This window comes from Streptomyces sp. NPDC058401, from assembly GCF_042722885.1.
GTDB lineage: Bacteria > Actinomycetota > Actinomycetes > Streptomycetales > Streptomycetaceae > Streptomyces.
In genome coordinates this window covers 1-20,854 of the sequence record NZ_JBHXKA010000140.1, presented here as the reverse complement: position 1 = coordinate 20,854, position 20,854 = coordinate 1, and the positions used below count along the sequence as shown (strand labels likewise).

The 20,854-nt window shown below is 69.0% G+C and carries 11 protein-coding genes; 5 read left to right on the top strand and 6 right to left on the bottom strand.

The annotated features are described in order from the left end of the window. Window positions 1-63: 63 nt before the first annotated feature. Entirely contained in the window at window positions 64-3,174 is a 3,111-nt protein-coding gene (locus tag ACFWNV_RS33510; protein WP_383954363.1) for a DNRLRE domain-containing protein, read from the bottom strand. A gap of 489 nt (window positions 3,175-3,663) precedes the next feature. Here ACFWNV_RS33510 and ACFWNV_RS33505 point away from each other — a divergent pair, with 489 nt between their 5' ends. Together ACFWNV_RS33505 and ACFWNV_RS33500 are read left to right on the top strand one after the other, a co-directional pair. After that, complete coding sequence (locus ACFWNV_RS33505; RefSeq protein WP_383954361.1) at window positions 3,664-10,554, top strand: ricin-type beta-trefoil lectin domain protein; 6,891 nt, start codon at window positions 3,664-3,666, stop codon at window positions 10,552-10,554. Between the two features lie 8 nt (window positions 10,555-10,562). Beyond that, entirely contained in the window at window positions 10,563-10,799 is a 237-nt protein-coding gene (locus ACFWNV_RS33500; RefSeq protein WP_383954359.1) for a hypothetical protein, read from the top strand. Window positions 10,800-10,882: 83 nt separating this feature from the next. Here the strand turns inward: ACFWNV_RS33500 and ACFWNV_RS33495 are convergent, their stop codons facing one another. From ACFWNV_RS33495 to dnaK, 4 genes are read right to left on the bottom strand one after another with little or no spacing between them, the layout of a single operon-like run. Next, window positions 10,883-11,335: a heat shock protein transcriptional repressor HspR gene (locus ACFWNV_RS33495; RefSeq protein WP_383954357.1), complete on the bottom strand. Its 453-nt coding sequence runs from the start codon at window positions 11,333-11,335 to the stop codon at window positions 10,883-10,885. A gap of 1 nt (window position 11,336) precedes the next feature. Further along, window positions 11,337-12,527: a molecular chaperone DnaJ gene (dnaJ, locus tag ACFWNV_RS33490; RefSeq protein ID WP_383954355.1), complete on the bottom strand. Its 1,191-nt coding sequence runs from the start codon at window positions 12,525-12,527 to the stop codon at window positions 11,337-11,339. 60 nt (window positions 12,528-12,587) lie between these two features. Beyond that, window positions 12,588-13,280 carry a nucleotide exchange factor GrpE gene (grpE, locus tag ACFWNV_RS33485; protein WP_383954353.1) on the bottom strand — a complete coding sequence of 231 codons (693 nt, stop codon included), beginning with the start codon at window positions 13,278-13,280 and terminating at the stop codon, window positions 12,588-12,590. Continuing rightward, window positions 13,280-15,127, bottom strand: a complete 1,848-nt coding sequence (gene dnaK / locus ACFWNV_RS33480) for a molecular chaperone DnaK (RefSeq protein ID WP_383954351.1) — start codon at window positions 15,125-15,127, stop codon at window positions 13,280-13,282. The genes grpE and dnaK overlap by 1 nt, the downstream gene beginning before the upstream one ends. Window positions 15,128-15,311: 184 nt before the next feature. Between dnaK and ACFWNV_RS33475 the strand changes: the two genes are divergently transcribed. Both ACFWNV_RS33475 and ACFWNV_RS33470 read left to right on the top strand, forming a co-directional pair. After that, window positions 15,312-15,857, top strand: coding sequence for a sugar transferase (locus ACFWNV_RS33475; RefSeq protein WP_383954349.1), 546 nt, complete (start codon window positions 15,312-15,314; stop codon window positions 15,855-15,857). Window positions 15,858-16,015: 158 nt separating this feature from the next. Further along, on the top strand, window positions 16,016-18,448 hold the full coding sequence (locus tag ACFWNV_RS33470) for a (Fe-S)-binding protein (RefSeq protein ID WP_383954347.1): 2,433 nt from the start codon (window positions 16,016-16,018) through the stop codon (window positions 18,446-18,448). A gap of 87 nt (window positions 18,449-18,535) precedes the next feature. Here the strand turns inward: ACFWNV_RS33470 and ACFWNV_RS33465 are convergent, their stop codons facing one another. After that, window positions 18,536-19,588 (bottom strand): hypothetical protein, encoded by a 1,053-nt coding sequence (locus ACFWNV_RS33465; protein WP_383954345.1) that lies wholly within the window; start codon window positions 19,586-19,588, stop codon window positions 18,536-18,538. 283 nt (window positions 19,589-19,871) lie between these two features. Between ACFWNV_RS33465 and ACFWNV_RS33460 the strand changes: the two genes are divergently transcribed. After that, entirely contained in the window at window positions 19,872-20,804 is a 933-nt protein-coding gene (locus ACFWNV_RS33460) for a Yip1 family protein (RefSeq protein WP_383954343.1), read from the top strand. Window positions 20,805-20,854 lie beyond the last annotated feature (50 nt).

Genomic DNA, 20,854 nt, shown 5'->3' with positions numbered 1-20,854 from the left:
GGACTGGTGTCCGGGGCGGGGCGCCGCTCTTGTGTATGCCGTCGATCCGCTTCCGCGGACCGGTCAGCCGATGGTGAGGAAGGTGTTCCAGTTGTCTTCGTCGGCTCCGGAGGCGTTGCCGTAGGTGGTGGTGGCGCCTTGGAAGAGGTACTGGATGCCGTCGGCGCGGATTCCCCAGATGTCGGGGATGCCGTCACCGGTGGCGTCGGCGGTGCCCAGGACCTTGGGCCAGTCGGCGCGGGTCCAGGCGGTGGTGGCGTAGGTGTTGTCGACCCCGTCCGCGGCGTTCGCCGCGAACTGGAGCGAGGTCAGGTCCGCGCCGATGCCGTTCGGACCGGGCTTGCCCTTGCGCAACGCCATGGTGCGATTCGCGTTGGAGTTGTCGCGGAACAGGAGGTCGGGGACCTTGTCCCCGGAGACGTCCCGGACCCCGACGAGGTCACGGGCGGCCCAGCCGGTGGCCATCTTGCGGTAGGAGGCGAAGCTGGAGCCGGTGTAGCCGGAGAACGCCCAGAACGCGTCCGCGTCCAGGGCGAACAGGTCGCCCAGGCCGTCACCGTCCGCGTCCTCGGTGACGATGATCTGCCGGAAGGTGGAGGCGTCGGGTGCGCTGCTCGGCATCTGCATCTCCTGGCGGCGGCCGACGTCGAACTGTCCGGTGCCGGTGCCGGGGTAGATGTAGATCTTCCCGTCGGGCATGCGGGCGATGAGGTCGGTGATGCCGTCGCCGGGATGCCAGTCGGTGGCGTGTCCGATCAGCGCGGGCGTGGTCCCGGACGGGTCCTTGAAGTAGCCGGGCGCGACGGGCTTGCCGTTCTCGACGGCACCGGGGATCCAGGCGTCGGTGTCGCCCTTCTTGTCACCGGCGTAGGTGCGCAGGTTGCCGTCCTTGTCGATGGCCAGCAGGTCAGGGCTGCCATCACCGGTGACATCACCGGGGGTGTCGGTGCCGGGACGGGCCTGGACGTAGAAGAGGTACTCGCTCTGGGGGGAGACGTTCCCCGAGGTGGCGACGGTGCGGACGTACAGGACGTTGGGTCCGGCGGTGTCGACCTGGAGTTTGATGGTGGCCAGGTCGGTGCCGGCGCCGGGAACGGCCTTGTTCTCCCAGGTGGGGTGGTTCAGGGACCACTGGTACTCGCGGATGCTCCCGGCGGGGGTGCCGTTGCCGCGGATCTCGATGCTCTGGTTGGGAGTGCTCGCCGGGTTCACGCTCCACTCCGCGCCATCGGGTCCGGGGACGGGGAAGTCGGTGGACTTGATCGCGGGGCTGGCCGGGGCGACGTGGTCCACGGTGAAGGTGCACCAGCCGCCGCCACCGGAATCGGCGGGACCGGAACCCGGAGCGCCGTAGCCGTCGGCGTCCACGGCGCGGGCCAGCCAGAAGTACTTGCGGCCCGAGGTGAACTTCGACCACAGCACGGTGCGGTTGACGGTCTGAGCACTGTTGACCGCGATCCACTCGTTGTGGACGTTCGCGCCCGAGACCGCGTCCCACACCTCGATCTGCAGCTTGCTCAGGTTCCCGTCCCGGTCCGTGCCCTTGACCTGGAAATTGATGTCGGTCTTACCGAGGCTCGTACCGTTCCCACTGGTCAGGCACGCCCCACCCGGGCTGGTGCTCATGTTCGCAGCGACCGGAATGTCGGGCGGGGTGTTGTAGGTGATCTCCAGGTACGGAGCCGACTCACCGTTCGCCAGAAGCTTCTTCCAGTAGTACGAGTCCGACTCGTTCGGCGCCTTGAACCCGAGGGCGAGTCCCGTCCAGCCACTGCTCGCGGCCTGCGTGACCAGGCCCTTGATGTCGGGGGCGACCCAGTTGTCGGGGCAGGAGGAGTTGTAGCCGTAACCGGCGTTCTCCGTGGCCACCTTGTTGCCCCACCAGCCGGTGGTGTTGTTCCACGTACTCGACGAGGTCACCAAGTACGTCGAGTAGATGTCCATGGGCTTCGTCGTGCACGACCACGAGTACGTCTGCAGCGCACGCACCACCGCGGTACGGATGCCGGCACCGTGGAGCTGGGTCCCGAAGTCGAAATTGAAAATGGAGCGGGACGTTCCACCGGAACTCGACTCGTAGCCGACACGCGCCTCGTTCGTACCCGAGGCGTTGTAGTTCTGACCGTTGTAGAAACTGCTGCCGCCGGCCGTCTTGTAGAGCAACGACCAGGAATTCTTTCGGCCCTTGAAGGAAGGGTCGATGAATACCGGGTACACGGTGTCCGCCGCATTCAGCAGCGCCACATCGGGCTTCAGCGAGAGAGTGCCCTCCGCCAGGGAGGCTGCCGCGACGGAAAGGTGCGCGCCTTCCGCACCTGCCAGGCCCTTCAGGCCCAGCGTCGGATGCTCCTTCGCGGCCTTCGGGGCCTTCCAGGCGGGAACGTCGTCCGTGGTGGCGACCTTGCCCGCCGAATCCCACATCAAAGGCGACGGCGAACCGGCGACTTCCTCGTCCTTGGCGTCGCGCGCCGACAGCGCACCGGACTCGGCATCCAGCTGGAACTTCAGATCGGGCGAGGCCAGCCGGTAGTTGATCTGCCCGAGGAGCGGATCGGCTGCGGCCTGCTTGTCCTTCACCACGAGGAGGTGCGAATAGCCGCCGTCCTGGGCCGTCATCAGCAGGTCGATGCCGGGGCGCACGTTCTCGTACAAGGCGCGCGGTCCGTCGATGACGGGGGCCGGCAGCACGCCCGGCCAGCTCACCGCCATGTCATGACCGTCGACGTTCAACCGGACCAGCTCGGTCCACACCTGCCCCGGCTCGTCCACCGTCAGCGCCGAACGCACCACACCGCGCGAGGCCCGTGCGTCCGCGGCCGCCGTGCCGGCACTGAAGACGACGGCCCCGTTCACGGCCTTGGCTGCGTAACCGGCCTCCGTCTTCGCCAGGTTGGTGTCGATCGGCTTCCATGCCTCGCCGACCTTCGCCCGCACCGCCGCACTGGAAATGTTCTTCTTGAACGACCCGTCCGGCTGCGCCCACGTCGTGGTGTTCGGGCTGCGCTCCGCCGTGACCTCGACTTCCTTGCCGGTCTCCTCGGCCAGCTTCCGGGCTTCGGGAGCGGCTACCGGGGCTCCGGCCGCTTCGGCAGCGGGCTTCTCCTCCTGCCCGGTGCCGTCGCGCACCTGCACGCCGACCGGAACGGCCACCGCGAGTGCGAGCAGCGCGGCCACACCCCCCAGATTCCTGCGACGCCGGAACCACCGGGGTCTTGGCGGGGCGTCGGGTACGACCGCCGACTCCGTCTCAGAATCTGAATCGCTGACAAGCACTTTTCGGTCTCCCCCTCGGGCGCACGTATTCCACTTTGCCGTTTGATGACAAAAGTGCGCCCCGATCATGAACCATCTCCGAGGCCGAAACACCCCCTAACTCCGCCTGTCCCTGGAGGTGTTGGGGCAGATTGGCATGATTTGGCACAACATATGGATGCAGTCAGGTGATTAACACCACTCCACCCCGGATTGGAGTGGACTTCCGACCATCTCTCCCTTCAAGATCTGCGGGCACTTTGTCAATCCTTTGCCGTCCGGGTGTCCGATATCCGGACGGCAGCGGTATGGGGGGAATACATGTCGCCCTTTGCGGCGAGTAATTTGCGCCTTCTCGGAAACGGGACGGCGCGCCGACATTTGGCCCGCACCGGAGCCACGCTCTCCGTCGTGCTCCTGGCCACGCTCCTGCCTGCCCAGGCATGGGGCGCTCAGCCCGGCCCGCGCTCGGGCGTCCAGCTGCCCGGCCTGCAGTCCGATATCAAGGCCAAGCTCGACAAGGTCGAAGCGGCCAAGCTGGAGGGCTGGGCCGGCGCGCCCGCCCAGCCCCCGGCCGGCTACGAGCCCTCCAAGATCACGCCGCCGGCGGCCGGTACGGCCGACGTCGCGCTGAGCGCCGGAACCGGGACGGCCCTGGTGAAGGCGGGCACACTGCCCGTCAGCATCGGCAAGGCCTCGCCCACCGAGAGCGAGCCGGCTCCGCCCGCGCCCTCGGGTACCTGGGGGGTGTCCGTCGAAGCCCGCACGGCCACCGAAGCGGCCGGCCTGGACGGCGCGATCATCAAGGTCACGCCGCCCGACGAGGGTTCGACCCCGGTGGACGTGCAGCTGGACTACAAGCAGTTCGAGGACCTCTACGGCACCGAGTGGTCCACGCGCCTGGAGCTCAAGCAGCTCCCCGCCTGCTTCCTGACGACGCCTCTCGTTCCCGAGTGCAGCGACGCAAAGCACATCCCCAGCACCAACGACCCGGCGACGGGCACCGTCCGCGCCACCGTGGACCCGGCCACCGCGCCCGGCCAGACCATGCGCACGATGGCCGTCGGCGGCGGCGGTCCCACCGTCCTGGCCGCGACGGACTCCGCCTCCGGCGCGGGGGGCACGTACAAGGCCACCTCGCTCTCCCCCTCGGGCAGCTGGACGGCGGGCGGCAGCGGCGGCGGCTTCTCCTGGAGCTACCCCCTGGGCGTCCCGGCGGCCCCGGCCGGCCCGGAGCCGAAGATCTCCCTGTCCTACGGCTCCCAAGCGGTGGACGGCAAGACCTCCGTCGCCAACGGCCAGGCCTCCTGGATCGGCGACGGCTGGGACTACCACCCGGGCTTCGTCGAGCGGCGCTACCGCTCCTGCTCGGCCGACCTCAAGAACGCGCCGAACAACGACAACAGCACGGACAAGAAGAAGAACGACCTGTGCTGGGCCGGCGACAACATGGTGATGTCGCTCGGCGGCAGCACCACCGAGCTGGTCCACGACACCGCCACCGGTGCCTGGATCCCCGCGAACGACGACGGCTCCAAGGTCGAGCGCAAGACCGACGCGAACGTCGCCAACGGCGCGAAGGACGGCGAGTACTGGCAGGTCACCACCCGTGACGGCACCAAGTACCTCTTCGGCCGCCACGACGTGGACGGCGCCGGCACCCGCGCGGTCACCGACTCCGTCTTCAACGTCCCCGTCTTCGGCAACCACACCGGCGAGCCCTGCCACGCGGCCTCCTTCGCCGCGTCGTCCTGCAAGCAGGCCTGGCGCTGGAACCTCGACTACGTCGAGGACGTCCACGGCAACGCCCTGGTCATCGACTGGAAGCGGGAGGAGAACCGCTACTCCAAGAACGAGAAGACCAAGGAGAAGAACGCCGCCGAAGTCGGCTACGTCCGCGGCGGCTACCCGACGCAGATCTCCTACGGCCTGCGCTCGGACAACCTGTCCGGCCCCCCGGCCGCCAAGGTCGAGTTCACCGTGGCCGAGCGCTGCAAGGCCGAGCGCACCACGAAGTGCGAGGACGCCGAGTTCACGTCGAAGAACTACGAACTCAAGCAGCCCTGGTGGGACACCCCGTCCACGCTGAACTGCACGTTCACCGATGAGACCTGCTACGTCACCGTCCCCAGCTTCTGGACCCGCAAGCGCCTGACCGGCGTCACCACGTACGGCCAGCGCACCGAGGGCACCACGGACCTCTCCAAGGTCGACTCGTGGACGCTGGACCAGTCGTTCCCGAAGCAGCGCACCGACACCCATCCGCCGCTGTGGCTGGAGTCGATCACCCGCACCGGCTACGGCACGAAGAAGGACGAGAACGGCAACCAGCTCAGCGCTTCGCTGCCGCCGGTCTCCTTCCTCGCCAACGTCGTGGACATGCCCAACCGCGTGGCGAAGAGCACGAACGACGCCACCCCGGACTACGACCGGCTCCGCGTGGAGACCATCCGCAACGAGACCGGTGGCGAGGTCTACGTCGACTACTCCGCCCCGTGCGCGGTGGGCACCACCCACCCGAAGCCCGAGGAGAACACCACTCGCTGCTTCCCCAACCACTGGTCCCCGGACGGTGAGCTGGAAACCCCGCCGCTGGAGTGGTTCAACAAGTACGTCGTCGAGAACGTGGTCGAGAAGGACCGCGTGGCGCGACAGCCCGATGTCACCACGAGCTACACCTATGAAGGCGGCGCCGCCTGGGCGAAGTCGGACGACGAGTTCACCAAGCCCGAACTGCGCACCTACGACCAGTGGCGCGGATACGCCTCGGTCGTCACCACCAAGGGCGTGACCGCCAATGCGGGCAAGCCCGATGCCACCGAGCAGTCGCAGACCCGGACCCGCTTCTTCCGCGGCATGTCCGGGGACGCGGGCCGCGCGGTGATCACCGTCAAGGACTCCACCAACACCGAGACCCTCGGCAACGACCTGCCCCAGTACCAGGGCAAGGTCGCGGAGAGCATCACGTACACCAAGGCCGGAGCCGGCGCCGCCGTCGCCGCCCGCGACCTGAACTGGTACGAGTCCAAGCGCACCGGCTCGCGCCCCCGCGACGGCACCACCGACCTGGAAGCCTTCCGCGTCGACACGTCCCGCATGGACCGGTACGAGGCGATCGAGGGCGGCTGGCGCCTGAGCCGGGCGATCGACACCTTCGAGCCGACCTACGGCCTGAAGACCACCGCGCAGACCGAGGCCATGACCTCGAACGGCTCCGGCGGCTGGACCGTCAACGAGCAGAGCTGCACCACCACCGCGTACGTCCACAACACCACCAAGCACCTGATCGGGCTGCCGCAGTCCAGCCGCGCCACCGCCGGCACCTGCGCGCAGGCCGCCACCGGCACGGTGCTGTCGAACACCCGCACCTCGTACGACGCGCTGAACGCCTTCGGCACGGCGCCGGTCAAGGGCGTGCCGTTCCAGACGGACACCCAGGACGGGGCAGGCACCGGCTGGGTCACCACAGGGCGCTTCGAGTACGACGCCCTGGGCCGGGTCATCAAGACCTACGACCCCGCCGGCAACGCCGTCACCACGGCGTTCACCCCGGCGACCGGGCCCGCCTTCGTCCAGACGGCGACCAACGCCCTGAGCCACAAGTCGTCGACCAAGTTCGACCCGGCCCGCGGCCTGGTCCTGGAGATCACCGACCAGAACGGCCGCAAGATCACCTCCGGCTACGACCCCCTGGGCCGTACCACCGCCGTCTGGACGCCTTCCCAGAACCCGGCCATCGACAAGGCCCGGCAGACCTTCGACTACCAGATCACCGAGCACGAGCCCCCGGCCGTCACCTCGCGCCTGCTGCGGGACAACGGAACCTACGAGAGCTCCATCGAGATCTACGACGGCCTGCTGCGCCCGCGTCAGACGCAGGCCGAGGCCGCCGGTGGTGGGCGCGTGGTCACCGACAAGCTGTACAGCTCGAACGGCACCGTCCGCCAGACCAACAACGGCTACTACGCGGAGGGTGAGCCGAGCAGGGACATCTTCGTCCCGGAGACCGTCTTCCACGTTCCCAACTCCACCGCGACCGCCTACGACGGTCTCGGCCGGACGCTGCGCAGCACCACCCTCTACGAGGGCACCGCGCACCACTCGGACGTCCTCCTGTACGGCGGCAACTGGACCCTCAAGCGCAGCGGCATGTCGGCCGACGGTTCGACTCCGCTGGCCGGCAGCCAGGCCACCAAGACCTGGACCGACGTGCTGGACCGCACGGCACTGATCCAGAAGTCCACGGCCACCGATCTGACCACCTGGTCCGACACCACGTACGCCTACGACGTCCGCGGCAAGCTGTCCAAGGTCACCGACGCCGTCGGCAACAACTGGACGTACTCCTACGACGCCCGCGGCCGCGTGACCGCGACCACCGACCCGGACATGGGACCTTCGTCGTTCGGCTACAACAACCTCGACCAGCAGGTCTGGGGCGAGAACGCGACCGGCAAGAAGACCTTCACCACCTACGACAAGCTCGGCCGCGCGACCGAGTCGCGCGAGGACTCCGCGACCGGCCCCCTGGCGGCCTCGTGGACCTTCGACACCCTGGCCGGGGGCAAGGGCAAGCCCGCCTCGTCCACCGCCTACACCAACGGGGCGGCGTACAAGACCGAGTTCACCGGCTACGACAGCGAGTACCGGGCCACCGGCACGAAGATCACCATCCCCGACACCCCCGCCACCAAGGGGCTGGCCGGGACGTACGCCTACAGCACCACGTACACCCCCAGCGGCAAGGTCCAGTCGACCACGTTGCCCGCCACCCCGGGCGGTCTGGCAGCCGAGAAGCTGGTCACCCGCTACGACGCCGACGGCCGCGCCCAAACCCTGTCGGGCCTGTCCTGGTACACCGCGGAAACGGTCTACAGCCCCTTCGGCGAGGTCCAGCGCACCGCATCGGGCAATGCCCCGAACCGGGTGTGGACGACGAACCTGTACGACCCGAACACGGGTCGCGTCACCCAGTCGATCTCCGACCGGGAGACGGCCAACTACAACCGGCTCTCCGCCCTGTCGTACACCTACGACGTGGCGGGCAACCCGACCTCGATCACGGACACCCAGCCGGGCGGCAAGATCGACCGGCAGTGCTTCTCCTACAGCCCGATGGGACAGCTCACCCAGGCCTGGACCGGCAAGACCGAGGCCTGCACGGGGCCCTCGCTGAGCGATGTCACCGCCGGACCGGACGGTGACGGCTACTGGCAGTCCTACGAGTTCGACAAGATCGGCAACCGCACCAAGCTGGTGAACCACAACCTCACCGACGCGGCGCTGGACCAGACCTCGGTGTACACGTACGGCATCGATCCCCCCAGCGGCAGCCAGCTCCTGCTCAAGAGCCAGCCCCACGCGCTCACCAAGGTGGAGAAGAAGCAGGGGGCGACGCTGCTCTCCCAGTCCACCTACGAGTACGACTCCACCGGCAACACCAAGACCCGGAAGATCGACTCCGACACCCAGGCCCTGACCTGGGACCGGCGCAACAAGCTCACCTCGGCGAGCAGCCCGGGCATCGGCGCCGTCGCGGTCACCGGTCTGGCGGGCAAGTGCCTCGACGTGGCCGGGTCCTCCGACGTGGACGGCACCGCCGTCCAGCTGTACCCGTGCAACGAGACCCGTGCACAGCAGTGGCGCCTGAGCGGCGACACCGTCCGTGCGCTGAACAAGTGCCTGACCGCGGACGGCCTGTACGCCCGGCTGTCCACCTGTGACGGCAGCGCCAAGCAGAAGTTCACCTACCGCGCGGGAGACAAGACCCTCTACAACGCGGCGGCCAACGCCTGCGTCACCGTCCCCAACGACAACCCCGCCGACGGCAACGACCTCCACATCTTCACCTGCGCCGCCGGCGCCGCCGCCCAGCAGTGGACCTTCGCCGACAGCACCACCAACTACATCTACGACGCCTCCGGCAACCGCCTCATCCAGGAGACCGGCTCCAGCCGCACCCTCTACCTCGGTGAGACCGAGTTCACCGTCGACAAGGCCGGCCAGGCGGTCGACGCATTCCGCTACTACGGCAGCGACGGCGGCCCGACCACGGTCCGTCAGACCGGAGGCAAGGCCACCGGCCACAAGCTGACGGTCCTGCTGACCGACCACCACAACACCGCCACCATCTCGGTCGAGCAGAAGACCGGGCAGCCGGTGTCCCGGCGCAAGTACGACCCGTACGGCAACCAGCGTGGCGCGATGGCCACCCACTGGTCCGGCAGCCGTACCTTCCTCGGCACCGGCAACGAGGACAGCACGACGGGCCTCACCCACATCGGCGCCCGCGAGTACGAGCCGGCCACCGGCCGCTTCATATCCGTCGACCCGGTCATCGACGTCACCAACCCGCTCCAGATGAACGGGTACAACTACGCGAACAACAACCCCATCTCGCAGATGGACCCGACCGGGCTCGAAAGCTGCTACGGATACGGGTACTGCGGCGGTGGCGGCGGAACCAACGGCAAGCACCTCGAAGAGGTGGACGACGAGGGCGACGAGGACTGGGGCGAAGACGAGCCCACGGTCACGGTCACCGTCGACGATCAAGGCGACTCCTGGATCAACGGCGGGCGCATGCTCTCCGACAAGGAGCTGAAGGTCCGCTTCCCCTTCAAGAAGACCTACGAGGAACGGCTGAAGGCCTGGCTGAGCGGACAGCGGTGCTTCAACCCGGACAGCCAGGACTCCTTCTGCGCGGGGGCCGAGGCTCTCGGGCTGTTCTCCTACGAGAGGTCACCGAGGGACGCCGCCATCGGCGACTTCCTCCTCCTCGTCATCGCCCCGGACGCGGCGGCCTGGGCGAGCTGTGCCGCCTTGTCCGTCAAGGGCTGCTTGAGCAGTGCTCTCGACCTGCCGTGGGCCAAGTGGGCCAAGGCCATCAAGGTCGGCGTGAAGTTCAAAAGGGCGGTCAAGTGGTCTGCGGACAAGCCGGTCCCGGGTCTGCCCGACTGGCGCAACGCCACCAAGGTCGAGAAGGAAGTCGTCGACGCCAGCTGGGACCGTATGGACGAATATGCGAACAGAAACGCGTTCGGCAAGGACGCGTGGGGTGGAAACACGGCGAGGAAGGACCCCGAAACCGGTCTGGTGGACCCGAGGGGAGCCATGAAGTTCGCCACTTCGGCTCAGGTCCGCAAGATGAAGGGCATGGGAATCACGCGTCAGGAAGCCGAGGCATGGAGGGACTTCTACCTCTATGAGCACAAGGCCTCGTCCGGGAGGCCGGGGAAGAACCCCAACCCCAGCGCCTTCCAGCGAGCCAACCTCTTCCAGTACTACCTGAACAACATGTGAGGCCACCAATGCGATTCAGACTCGGTACCGACAAGACCGTCACCGTTGTGTTCGAGCCGTCGGCCGCCGAACACACGCTTGAAGCCGGCGAGAGCATCATCATCGAATGGTTCGACGGAATCCGTGATGACGGCTTCGTCAGGCTGGATGCCGACTGCCTCGTCGTCGACGCCCCGAGCCACGGCTACACCCGGGCATGGGAAGAGAACGGGGAGGAGATCTACGTAGGCTCCGACTCCGAATAGCAGTCCCGCAAGCGAAAAGGCCCCGCCCGGATCATCCGGGCGGGGCCTTCCTCGTGCTTGCGGGTCCGCGTGCGGGCCGTGCGTCAGTCCAGCGGGCGCTTCGGTGCCGGCCGCCAGACGACCAGGGCGCTGCCCGGCTTCGGGCCCTGGTACGGGACCAGGTCGCGCCGGTACGAGGCGTGCACCTGGGCCTCGCGCTGCTGGAGCACGGCGGCTGCGCCGTCGACGGCCGAGGAGAGCTCGGCCACACGCTGCTGGAGCGCGGCGACCTGGTTCTCCAGTTCGATGATCCGCTTGATGCCGGCCAGGTTGATGCCCTCTTCCTGGGACAGCGCCTGCACCGTGCGGAGCAGTTCGATGTCGCGGGCCGAGTAGCGCCGGCCGCGCCCGGCCGTACGGCCCGGGGAGACCAGGCCGAGGCGGTCGTACTGGCGCAGGGTCTGCGGATGCAGGCCCGAGAGCTGGGCGGCCACCGAGATCACGTAGACCGGGGTCTCATCGGTGAGCTGGTAGTGGCTCCTACGGCGGCCGTCCATGTCATGCTCCCTTCGCGGACTCGAACAGCGCGGAGCGCGGGTCCTCGGACTCCGTCGCCTCGCGGTACAGCTCCAGGGCCTCGCGGGCCTTGTCGTTCAGCTCGGTCGGGACCGCGACCTCCACCGTCACCAGCAGGTCGCCGCGGGTGCCGTCCTTGCGGACCGCGCCCTTGCCGCGGGCCCGCATCGTGCGGCCGCCGGGGGTGCCCGGGGGCAGCTTCAGCGTCACCGAGGGGCCGTTCAAGGTCGGGACCTTGATGTCGGCTCCGAGCGCCGCCTCCGCGAAGGTCACCGGAACGGTCACCGTGAGGTTGTCGTCCTTGCGGCCGAAGACCGGGTGGCTGTCGACGTGGACGACCACGTACAGGTCACCGGCCGGGCCGCCGCGCTCGCCCGGAGCTCCCTTGCCGCGCAGCCGGATCCGCTGGGAGTCGGAGACCCCCGCCGGGATCCGGACCTGCATGGTCCGGGAACTGCGGGCCCGCCCGCTGCCCTTGCAGATGTCGCAGGGGGTCTCGGCGATGAGGCCGCGGCCCTTGCAGTCCGCGCAGGGGTCGGTCAGCGAGAAACCGCCGCCGCTGCCGCGGGACACCTGGCCGGTGCCGACGCAGGTCGGGCACACGCGGGGCGTGCCGTTCTTGTCGCCGGTGCCCGAACAGGCCTTGCAGGGCGCCTGCGAGGACATCCGGAGCGGGACCGTGGCCCCGTCCACCGCCTCCGTGAAGGAGAGGGTGACCTCCGACTCGATGTCCTGGCCGCGGCGCGGCTGGGTACGGGTGCCCGCACCCGCGCCGGCGCCGCCGCGGTTGAACAGGCCGCCGAAGACGTCGCCCAGGCCGCCGCCGCCGAAACCGCCGGCCGGGCCGCCCTGCTGCTGGCCTCCGAAGAGGTCACCGAGGTCGAAGTTGAACGAGCCGCCCCCGCCGCCGCCGGGACCGGGGCGGAAGCCGCCGTTCCCGAACAGGGCGCGGGCCTCGTCGTACTCCTTGCGCTTCTTCGGGTCGCCGAGGATGTCGTTCGCCTCGGAGATCTCCTTGAAGCGCTCCTCGGCCGAGGCGTCGCCCTTGTTGGCGTCCGGGTGGAACTCGCGGGCGAGCTTCCGGTACGCCTTCTTGATCTCGGCCTCGGTGGCGTCCTTCGGGACACCGAGGACCTTGTAGTAGTCCTTCTCGACGAAGTCCTTCGTGCTCATCCCCGGTGTCCCTCCTCTCGCGCTACTGGTCCTGCATGTCGTGCAAAGGGCGCCGCAGCTTCAGCCCTTGTCGGGGGCATCCGCGTCCTTGCCCGACGCGTCCGCCGATTCCGACGCGGAATCGGCCTCCGCCGCCTCGGACTTCGGCGCCGCGCCCGGCTGGGGCTCGGCCACCGCGACCCGCGCGGGACGGATCGTACGCTCGCCGATGCGGTACCCCGGCTGCAGGATCGCCACGCAGGTGTCCTCGGTGACGTCCGGCGCGTACGAGTGCATCAGGGCCTCGTGGATCGTCGGGTCGAAGGGCTCGCCCTCCTTGCCGAACTGCTGCAGGCCCATCTTGGCCGCGGCGGTCTCCAGCGATTCGGCCACCGACTTGAAGCCGCCGACCAGCTCGCCATGTTCCCGCGCCCGGCCGATGTCGTCCAGGGTCGGGAGCAGCTCCGTCAGGAGGGACGCGACCGCGATCTCCTTGACGGCGATCCGGTCCCGCTCCACCCGGCGGCGGTAGTTCTGGTACTCCGCCTGGAGCCGCTGGAGGTCCGCGGTGCGCTCGCCGAGCGCGGTACGGGCCTGGTCCAGCTGGGCCAGGAGAGCTGTTTCCTGGCCGCTCGGTGCTGCTGCGGAGTCCCCGGCCGGGGCCGCGGCCTCCTCCTTGGAGGAAGCTGCGGCCTTCGGCTCGGCGGCGTCGTCAGGCGTGCCGTCGGCGGGGACTTCGGGCTTCTCGTCGAAGCCCGGGGTCTCCTCCGACATCAGGCAGCGCCACCCTTCGGCTTCTCGTCGTCGACGATCTCGGCGTCGACGACGTCGTCGTTGGCGTCGGCCTGGCCGGCGTCACCGGTCGGCGCGCCACCGGCGGCCTGGGCACCGGCGTCGGCGTAGATCGCCTGGCCGAGCTTCTGGCTGACGGCACCGAGCTTCTCGGTCGCGGTGCGGATCTCGGCAGCGTCCTCGCCCTTGAGCTTTTCCTTCAGCTCGGCGATGGAGGCCTCGACCTCTTCCTTGACGTCGGCCGGGACCTTGTCCTCGTTGTCCTTGACGAACTTCTCCGTCTGGTACACGAGGCTCTCGCCCTGGTTGCGGGACTCGGCCGCTTCCTTGCGGCGCAGGTCCTCGTCCGCGTACTGCTCCGCCTCCTGGCGCATGCGGTCGACCTCGTCCTTGCCGAGCGAAGAGCCGCCGGTGACGGTCATCTTCTGCTCCTTGCCCGTGCCGAGGTCCTTGGCCGTGACGTGCATGATGCCGTTCGCGTCGATGTCGAAGGAGACCTCGATCTGCGGGACGCCACGCGGGGCCGGCGGCAGGCCGGTCAGCTCGAACATGCCGAGCTTCTTGTTGTACGCCGCGATCTCGCGCTCGCCCTGGTAGACCTGGATCTGCACGGACGGCTGGTTGTCCTCGGCCGTCGTGAAGATCTCGGACCGCTTGGTCGGGATCGTGGTGTTGCGCTCGATGAGCTTGGTCATGATGCCGCCCTTGGTTTCGATACCCAGGGACAGCGGGGTCACGTCGAGGAGCAGGACGTCCTTGACCTCACCCTTGAGCACGCCCGCCTGGAGGGTCGCGCCGATGGCGACGACCTCGTCCGGGTTGACGCCCTTGTTGGCGTCCTGACCGCCGGTGAGCTCCTTGACGAGCTCGGCGACGGCCGGCATGCGGGTGGAGCCGCCGACCAGGACCACGTGGTCGATCTCGGACAGGTTGATGCCCGCGTCCTTGATGACGTTGTGGAACGGGGTCTTGCAGCGGTCGAGCAGGTCCGCGGTCAGCTGCTGGAACTGGGAGCGCGTGAGCTTCTCGTCCAGGTGCAGCGGGCCCTCGGCGGAAGCCGTGATGTAGGGCAGGTTGATCGAGGTCTCCGTGGAGGAGGACAGCTCGATCTTCGCCTTCTCGGCGGCCTCGCGCAGACGCTGGAGCGCCATCTTGTCCTTGGCCAGGTCGACGCCGTGACCGTTCTGGAACTGCTTCACCAGGTAGTCGACGACGCGCTGGTCCCAGTCGTCGCCACCGAGGTGGTTGTCACCGTTGGTGGCCTTCACCTCGACGACGCCGTCGCCGATCTCGAGGAGCGACACGTCGAAGGTGCCGCCACCGAGGTCGAAGACGAGAATGGTCTGGTCGTCCTTGTCGAGACCGTAGGCCAGGGCGGCGGCCGTCGGCTCGTTGACAATACGCAGGACGTTCAGGCCAGCGATCTCGCCGGCCTCCTTCGTCGCCTGGCGCTCGGAGTCGTTGAAGTAGGCCGGGACGGTGATGACCGCGTCCGTGACCTTCTCGCCCAGGTACGCCTCGGCGTCGCGCTTCAGCTTCTGCAGGATGAAGGCGCTCATCTGCTGCGGGTTGAAGTCCTTGCCATCCAGGTTGATCTTCCAGTCAGTGCCCATGTGGCGCTTGACGGAGCGGATGGTCCGGTCCACGTTCGTGACCGCCTGGCGCTTGGCCACCTCGCCGACGAGGACCTCGCCGTTCTTGGCGAAGGCGACGACGGACGGCGTGGTCCTGGCGCCCTCGGCGTTGGTGATGACGGTGGGCTCGCCGCCTTCCAGAACGCTGACGACGGAGTTAGTGGTGCCCAGGTCGATGCCGACCGCACGTGCCATTTTGATTCCTCCAGCTGACTTGAGTGGAACAGACTCAAGCGTGCCCCACCGCTCCGCTTGTGTCAACAGAGGTGAGTCGAGGAGGCTCAACCTTTAGGCCACCCTTACGCTCAGGAGCGCCATTCGGGGCACCACGGCCGCGCGGCGCCCGCACACCGCCACGGGCGTGCGGCACCGTGCTGGCATGCAGAAGCTGCTCTCGCTCCCCTCCTGGCCGACGGCTCTGCCGGAGCTCCCGGCCGGGCCGTCGGCCAAGCGCGTGCTCGACCTCGCCGGGGCGGCGCTCCTGCTCGGGGTGCTCCTCGTACCACTGCTGCTGACCGCCGGGCTGCTGTACGCCACCCAGGGCGCGGGCGTCCTCGTACGCGAGCCCGCGGCGGGCCTGGCCGGGCGGCCCTACCGGGCGTGGCGGTTCCGCGTCGGCAAGGGCCGGGCCGGGGCGGCCCTGGAGCGGTGCGCGCTGGACGGGCTCCCGCAGCTGCTCAACGTGGTGCGCGGCGAGATGTCACTGGTCGGGCCGCGGCCGGGGAACGGCCCGTCGGACCGGCCCGAGCGGCTCCTCGTACGGCCCGGGATGACCGGGCTGTGGCAGGTGAGCGCGCGCTCGGACCTGCCGTGGGAGGAGATGGACCTGCTGGACCGGCACTACGTGGAGAACCACTGGCTGGGGATGGACCTGGCGATCCTCGCGCAGACCCCGCGCGCGGCCTGGCGGCACGGGCGGCCCTGAGCCGGAGCCCGGGCGGGGCGACCAGGCTGGGCGGGCAGGCGGGGGCGAGCGACGCAGATCACCGCGCGCTCGGCTACATTGCGGCGTCGGGACTGGGTAACCTCAAGCCTTGACTGGATAAGTTACCGCTTAGTAAGTGCCGCCCGAGGAGCCCTCCCATGCAACTCGCCGCGATCATCGTGTCGCTGGTCCTGACCGTGGTCGGCGTCGCGCTGCTCGCCCGAGCCGTGGCGCAGATCTACCGCTTCGTGAAGCTCGGACAGCCCGTACCGGCAGGCAGCCGGACGGACGACCCGAAGTCCCGAACGATCACCCTGGTCCGGGAGTTCCTCGGCCACAGCCGGATGAACCGCTGGGGCCTCGTCGGCTTCGCGCACTGGTTCGTCGCGATCGGCTTCCTGACGCTGCCGCCCACGCTGGTGCAGGCGTACGGGCAGCTCTTCCAGGCCGACTGGACGCTGCCGGTCATCGGCGGCTTCCTGCCCTTCGAGCTCTACATCGAGTTCATCGGCCTGATGACCGTGCTCGGCATCCTCATCCTGATGGGGATCCGCCTCGCCTCGCTGCCCTCCCGGGCCGGCCGCAAGTCCCGCTTCGCCGGTTCGAAGGCCTGGCAGGCGTACTTCGTCGAGTACATCATCCTGACCATCGGCCTCGCGATCCTGTGCCTGCGCGGCCTCGAAGGCGCCATCCACCACGTGGACTCGTACGAGCCGGCGTACTTCGTGTCGTACCCGCTGGTGCTCGCCTTCAAGGGCATGTCGCTCGGCGCGCTGCAGAACGCCATCTACTTCACCGCGATGATCAAGATCGGCACCTCGCTGATCTGGATGATCGTGGTCTCGCTGAACACCAACATGGGTGTGGCCTGGCACCGCTTCCTCGGCTTCCCGAACATCTGGTTCAAGCGGAACGCGGACGGAGCGGTCGCGCTCGGCGCGCTCCAGCCCATGACCAGCGGCGGCAAGGTCATCGACTTCGAAGACCCGGGCGAGGACGACGTCTTCGGCGTCTCGCAGGTCGAGCAGTTCTCGTGGAAGGGCATCCTCGACTTCTCCACGTGCACCGAGTGCGGCCGCTGCCAGTCGCAGTGCCCCGCCTGGAACACGGGCAAGCCCCTCTCCCCCAAGCTCCTGATCATGTCGCTGCGCGACCACGCGCACGCCAAGGCCCCCTACCTGCTGGCCGGCGGCGGCAAGGACATGGAGGGCAACGAGAAGGCCACGCCCGAGCAGCTCGCAGGCGTCCCGGCCGCGGCCCTCGCCGAGGCCGAGCGCCCGCTGATCGGCACGGCCGAGGAGAACGGGGTCATCGACCCCGACGTCCTGTGGTCCTGCACCAGCTGCGGCGCGTGCGTCGAGCAGTGCCCGGTGGACATCGAGCACATCGACCACATCGTCGACATGCGCCGCTACCAGGTGATGATCGAGAGCGCCTTCCCGAGCGAAGCCGGGACGATGCTCAAGAACCTGGAGAAGAAGGGCAACCCCTGGGGTCTGGCCAAGAAGCAGCGCGTCGAGTGGACCAAGGAGGTGGACTTCGAGGTCCCGATCATCGGCAAGGACGCGGAGGACCTCTCCGAGTTCGACTACCTCTACTGGGTCGGCTGCGCCGGCGCACTGGAGGACCGGGCGAAGAAGACCACGAAGGCCTTCGCCGAGCTGCTGAACATCGCGGGCGTCAAGTTCGCCATCATGGGCGGCGACGAGAAGTGCACCGGTGACTCCCCGCGCCGCCTGGGCAACGAGCCGCTCTTCCAGCAGCTCGCGCAGGAGAACGTCGCGATGCTGAACATGGCGTTCGGCGAGGACGACGACGACCCCGAGACCAAGAAGCCGAAGTCGGCGAAGCGGATCGTCTCCACCTGCCCGCACTGCTTCAACACCATCGCGAACGAGTACCCGCAGCTGGGCGGCGAGTACGAGGTCATCCACCACACGCAGCTGCTCCAGCACCTGATCGACGAGGGCCGCCTCACGCCGGTGACCCCGGTCGACGGGCTGATCACGTACCACGACCCCTGCTACCTGGGCCGGCACAACAAGGTCTACACGCCGCCGCGCGAGATCATGTCCGCCGTACCGGGCCTGCGCCAGCAGGAGATGCACCGCCACAAGGAGCGGGGCTTCTGCTGCGGCGCCGGTGGCGCGCGGATGTGGATGGAGGAGCGGATCGGCAAGCGCATCAACAACGAGCGCGTCGACGAGGCCCTGTCCCTGAACCCGGACATCGTCTCCACCGCCTGCCCCTTCTGCCTCGTGATGCTCACCGACTCGGTGAACGGCAAGAAGAACGACGGCCAGGCGAAGGAACACGTCACGGTCGTGGACGTGGCGCAGCTGCTGCTGGACTCGGTGAGGACGCCGGAGCCGGTGGTGGTCGAGCCGGAGCCGGAGCCGGAGCCTGAGCCGGTGGTCGAGCCGGTGGTCGAGGCGGAGCCCGTCTCGGAGCCCGTCTCGGAGCCCGTCTCGGAGCCCGTCTCGGAGCCGAAGGCCGAGGCCCCCAAGGCCGAGGCGGCCGAGCCGAAGGCGGCGGAGGCCCCCACTGAGGCCCCGGCAGAGCCGGGCACCGACGACGCCGAGGCGAAGTAGCCCGCAGCGCGTTACCGGACATGAGAACGGCCCGCCCCTCTGTGGGGGCGGGCCGTTCTCGCGTCCAGGGGCCGAGGGGCCGAGGGGTCAGGACCGGTCGGACCGGCTGCGGCGCAGCATCGCGAAGCCGAGGCCCGCGGCGCCGATGGCCGCCATACCGCCGCCGGCGGCGAGCATCAGCGTGCCGTCGCCCTCGGTGGACACCGGCACGACGCCCTCCGCACCGGCCTTCACGCCGCCCTTCGGCACGACCCGCTCGACGGCCTTCTTCTCGACCATCTCGACGGGCTTGGCGACGAGCTTGGCGACGGGCTTCTCGACCGGCTTGGCGACGGGCCTCGCATCCTTCGTGCCGGCCGCCTTACCGCCCTTGTCCACCTCGTACCTCTCGATCAGCTTGCCGCTGGTGAACTCGTAGACCCAGCTGTTCCCGCCGTTCTTGCCGTCGATGACGACGAACTTCACGCGCTTCCCGTCCTGGACGAGCTTGTACGTCCAGCCGTCGTTCGTCGCGGTCGGGTGCTTCAGGTCGATCGTGCCGAGGAGGGTCCCGTTCGGCATCGAGATCTCGACGCGCTTGCCGTTCGGGCCGTCGATCAGCCGCGCGTTGCGCCCGTCGGGCATGGCGACCTGGACGACGTTCTCCTCCTTCTCCACCGGCTTCGGCTTCTCGACCGGCCTGGCCGCGCCCTCGACCCACGAGGTGACGGTGCCGTTCGGCTGGAGGACCACGTGCAGCCCGTTGTTCTGGCCGCGGGCGGGCTTGCCGTCCTTGCTGACCAGGGTGTCCAGCTTGATGCCGCCGGAGAAGATGTCGGCCTCGAAGTGACCGCTGCCGAAGGTGTAGACCTTGGCGACCGATCCGTCGGCCAGCTTCACGGTCGTGACGTACGCCCGGACCGAGGGCCCCACCGGCGGCGTGGTGGGAGGCGTGGTCGGGGGCGTGGTCGGCGGGACGGTCGGGTCCACCTGCGGCTGCTGCGGGTCGGCCGACGGCTGCTCGGCGCCGGGCAGGACCTGCGCGTCCGGTACCGCCGGGGAATCCGCGAAGGCGGACCCGACCGGGAGGGCGAGGACGGCGGCCGCACCGGCCACTACGGCGGCGGTACGGAGGGTGGTGCGACGGTGCGGGCTGCGCATGACGGGGCTCTTCTCGTGCTCGTTCGGCGTTCGGCGTTCGGCGTTCGCCGTTCGGCTTCGTGGCGGTGGCTACGTCTACGAAGCTACGGAGCCGGTATGTCCGTATTCCGTCGGAGATGTAACAGGCGTCGGCAGACTGCCGCGCAGCCACGTAACCCGCCCCGCCTCCACCCCGAGAAGGCCCTCCAGGTACCCCCTAGGGGATGTCACAGCTCAGCCGCAAAGGAGGCCTCTTGCCCCCGCCCGGCCACCCGCCCGCCCGGGAGCGGGTACTTTCGATCACGTGGCTGGATTCAGGATCGGACGCGGCCGGGACAACAACCGCACCCCGCAACAACCTCCGCGGCAGCAGCCGTACGGTCAGCAGCAGGCGCCCCCGGCGCCGCCGCCGTACGGCCAGCAGCCCTACGCACCCCAGCAGTGGCCGTCACAGGGCGCTCCCGGGGGCCACGGCGAGCCCGAATACTTCGACCCGCACGGCGGTCACGCCGGCCAGGGTCAAGGTCAGGGGCAAGGCCAGGGATACGGCTACGGCCACCCCCCGGCCCAGGGAGCCGGCGGGCCGGGCGACTCGCCGGGGTACACCCAGGCCTTCGCCATCGGCGAGGACCCGTACCCGTACAACCAGGGCGCGACCTACCATGCGGGCGCGGCGCAGGCCGCCGCCCCCACCGGTCCGCGGCTGCCGTGGAAGGACCTGATCCGGGGCATCGTGACCCGCCCGGGCCCGACCTTCCTGCAGATGCGCGACTACGCCGTCTGGGGGCCGGCGCTGATCGTGACCTTCCTCTACGGACTGCTCGCGATCTTCGGCCTCGACGACGCCCGCAAGGACGTCATCAACGCCACCCTCTCCAAGGCCGTCCCGATCGTGGTCTCCGCGGGCGTGGCCTTCGTGATCTGCGGCCTGGTCCTCGGCGCCGTCACCCACACGCTGGCCCGCCAGATGGGCGGCGACGGGGCGTGGCAGCCCACGGTGGGCCTGTCGATGCTGGTCATGAGTCTGACGGACCTACCGCGCCTGCTGTTCGCCATGTTCCTGGGCGGCGACAACATGCTGGTCCAGATCCTGGGCTGGGCCACCTGGGTGGTGGCCGGCGCGCTCTTCACCTCGCTGGTCAGCAAATCGCACGACCTGCCGTGGCCGAAGGCCCTGGGCGCCTCGGCGATCCAGCTGGTCGCCCTGCTGTCGATCATCAAGCTGGGCACGATCTAGCGCTCGCCGCACACACGCAGAGGGGCCCGCCGCACGAACGTGCGGCGGGC

Excerpts from the sequence above, each read along its gene's own strand:
- ACFWNV_RS33500 (WP_383954359.1), top strand. The coding sequence starts at position 10,563 with ATGCGATTCAGACTCGGTACCGACAAGACCGTCACCGTTGTGTTCGAG.
- ACFWNV_RS33495 (WP_383954357.1), bottom strand. The coding sequence starts at position 11,335 with ATGGACGGCCGCCGTAGGAGCCACTACCAGCTCACCGATGAGACCCCG.
- dnaJ (WP_383954355.1), bottom strand. The coding sequence starts at position 12,527 with ATGAGCACGAAGGACTTCGTCGAGAAGGACTACTACAAGGTCCTCGGT.
- grpE (WP_383954353.1), bottom strand. The coding sequence starts at position 13,280 with ATGTCGGAGGAGACCCCGGGCTTCGACGAGAAGCCCGAAGTCCCCGCC.
- dnaK (WP_383954351.1), bottom strand. The coding sequence starts at position 15,127 with ATGGCACGTGCGGTCGGCATCGACCTGGGCACCACTAACTCCGTCGTC.
- ACFWNV_RS33475 (WP_383954349.1), top strand. The coding sequence starts at position 15,312 with ATGCAGAAGCTGCTCTCGCTCCCCTCCTGGCCGACGGCTCTGCCGGAG.
- ACFWNV_RS33470 (WP_383954347.1), top strand. The coding sequence starts at position 16,016 with ATGCAACTCGCCGCGATCATCGTGTCGCTGGTCCTGACCGTGGTCGGC.
- ACFWNV_RS33465 (WP_383954345.1), bottom strand. The coding sequence starts at position 19,588 with ATGCGCAGCCCGCACCGTCGCACCACCCTCCGTACCGCCGCCGTAGTG.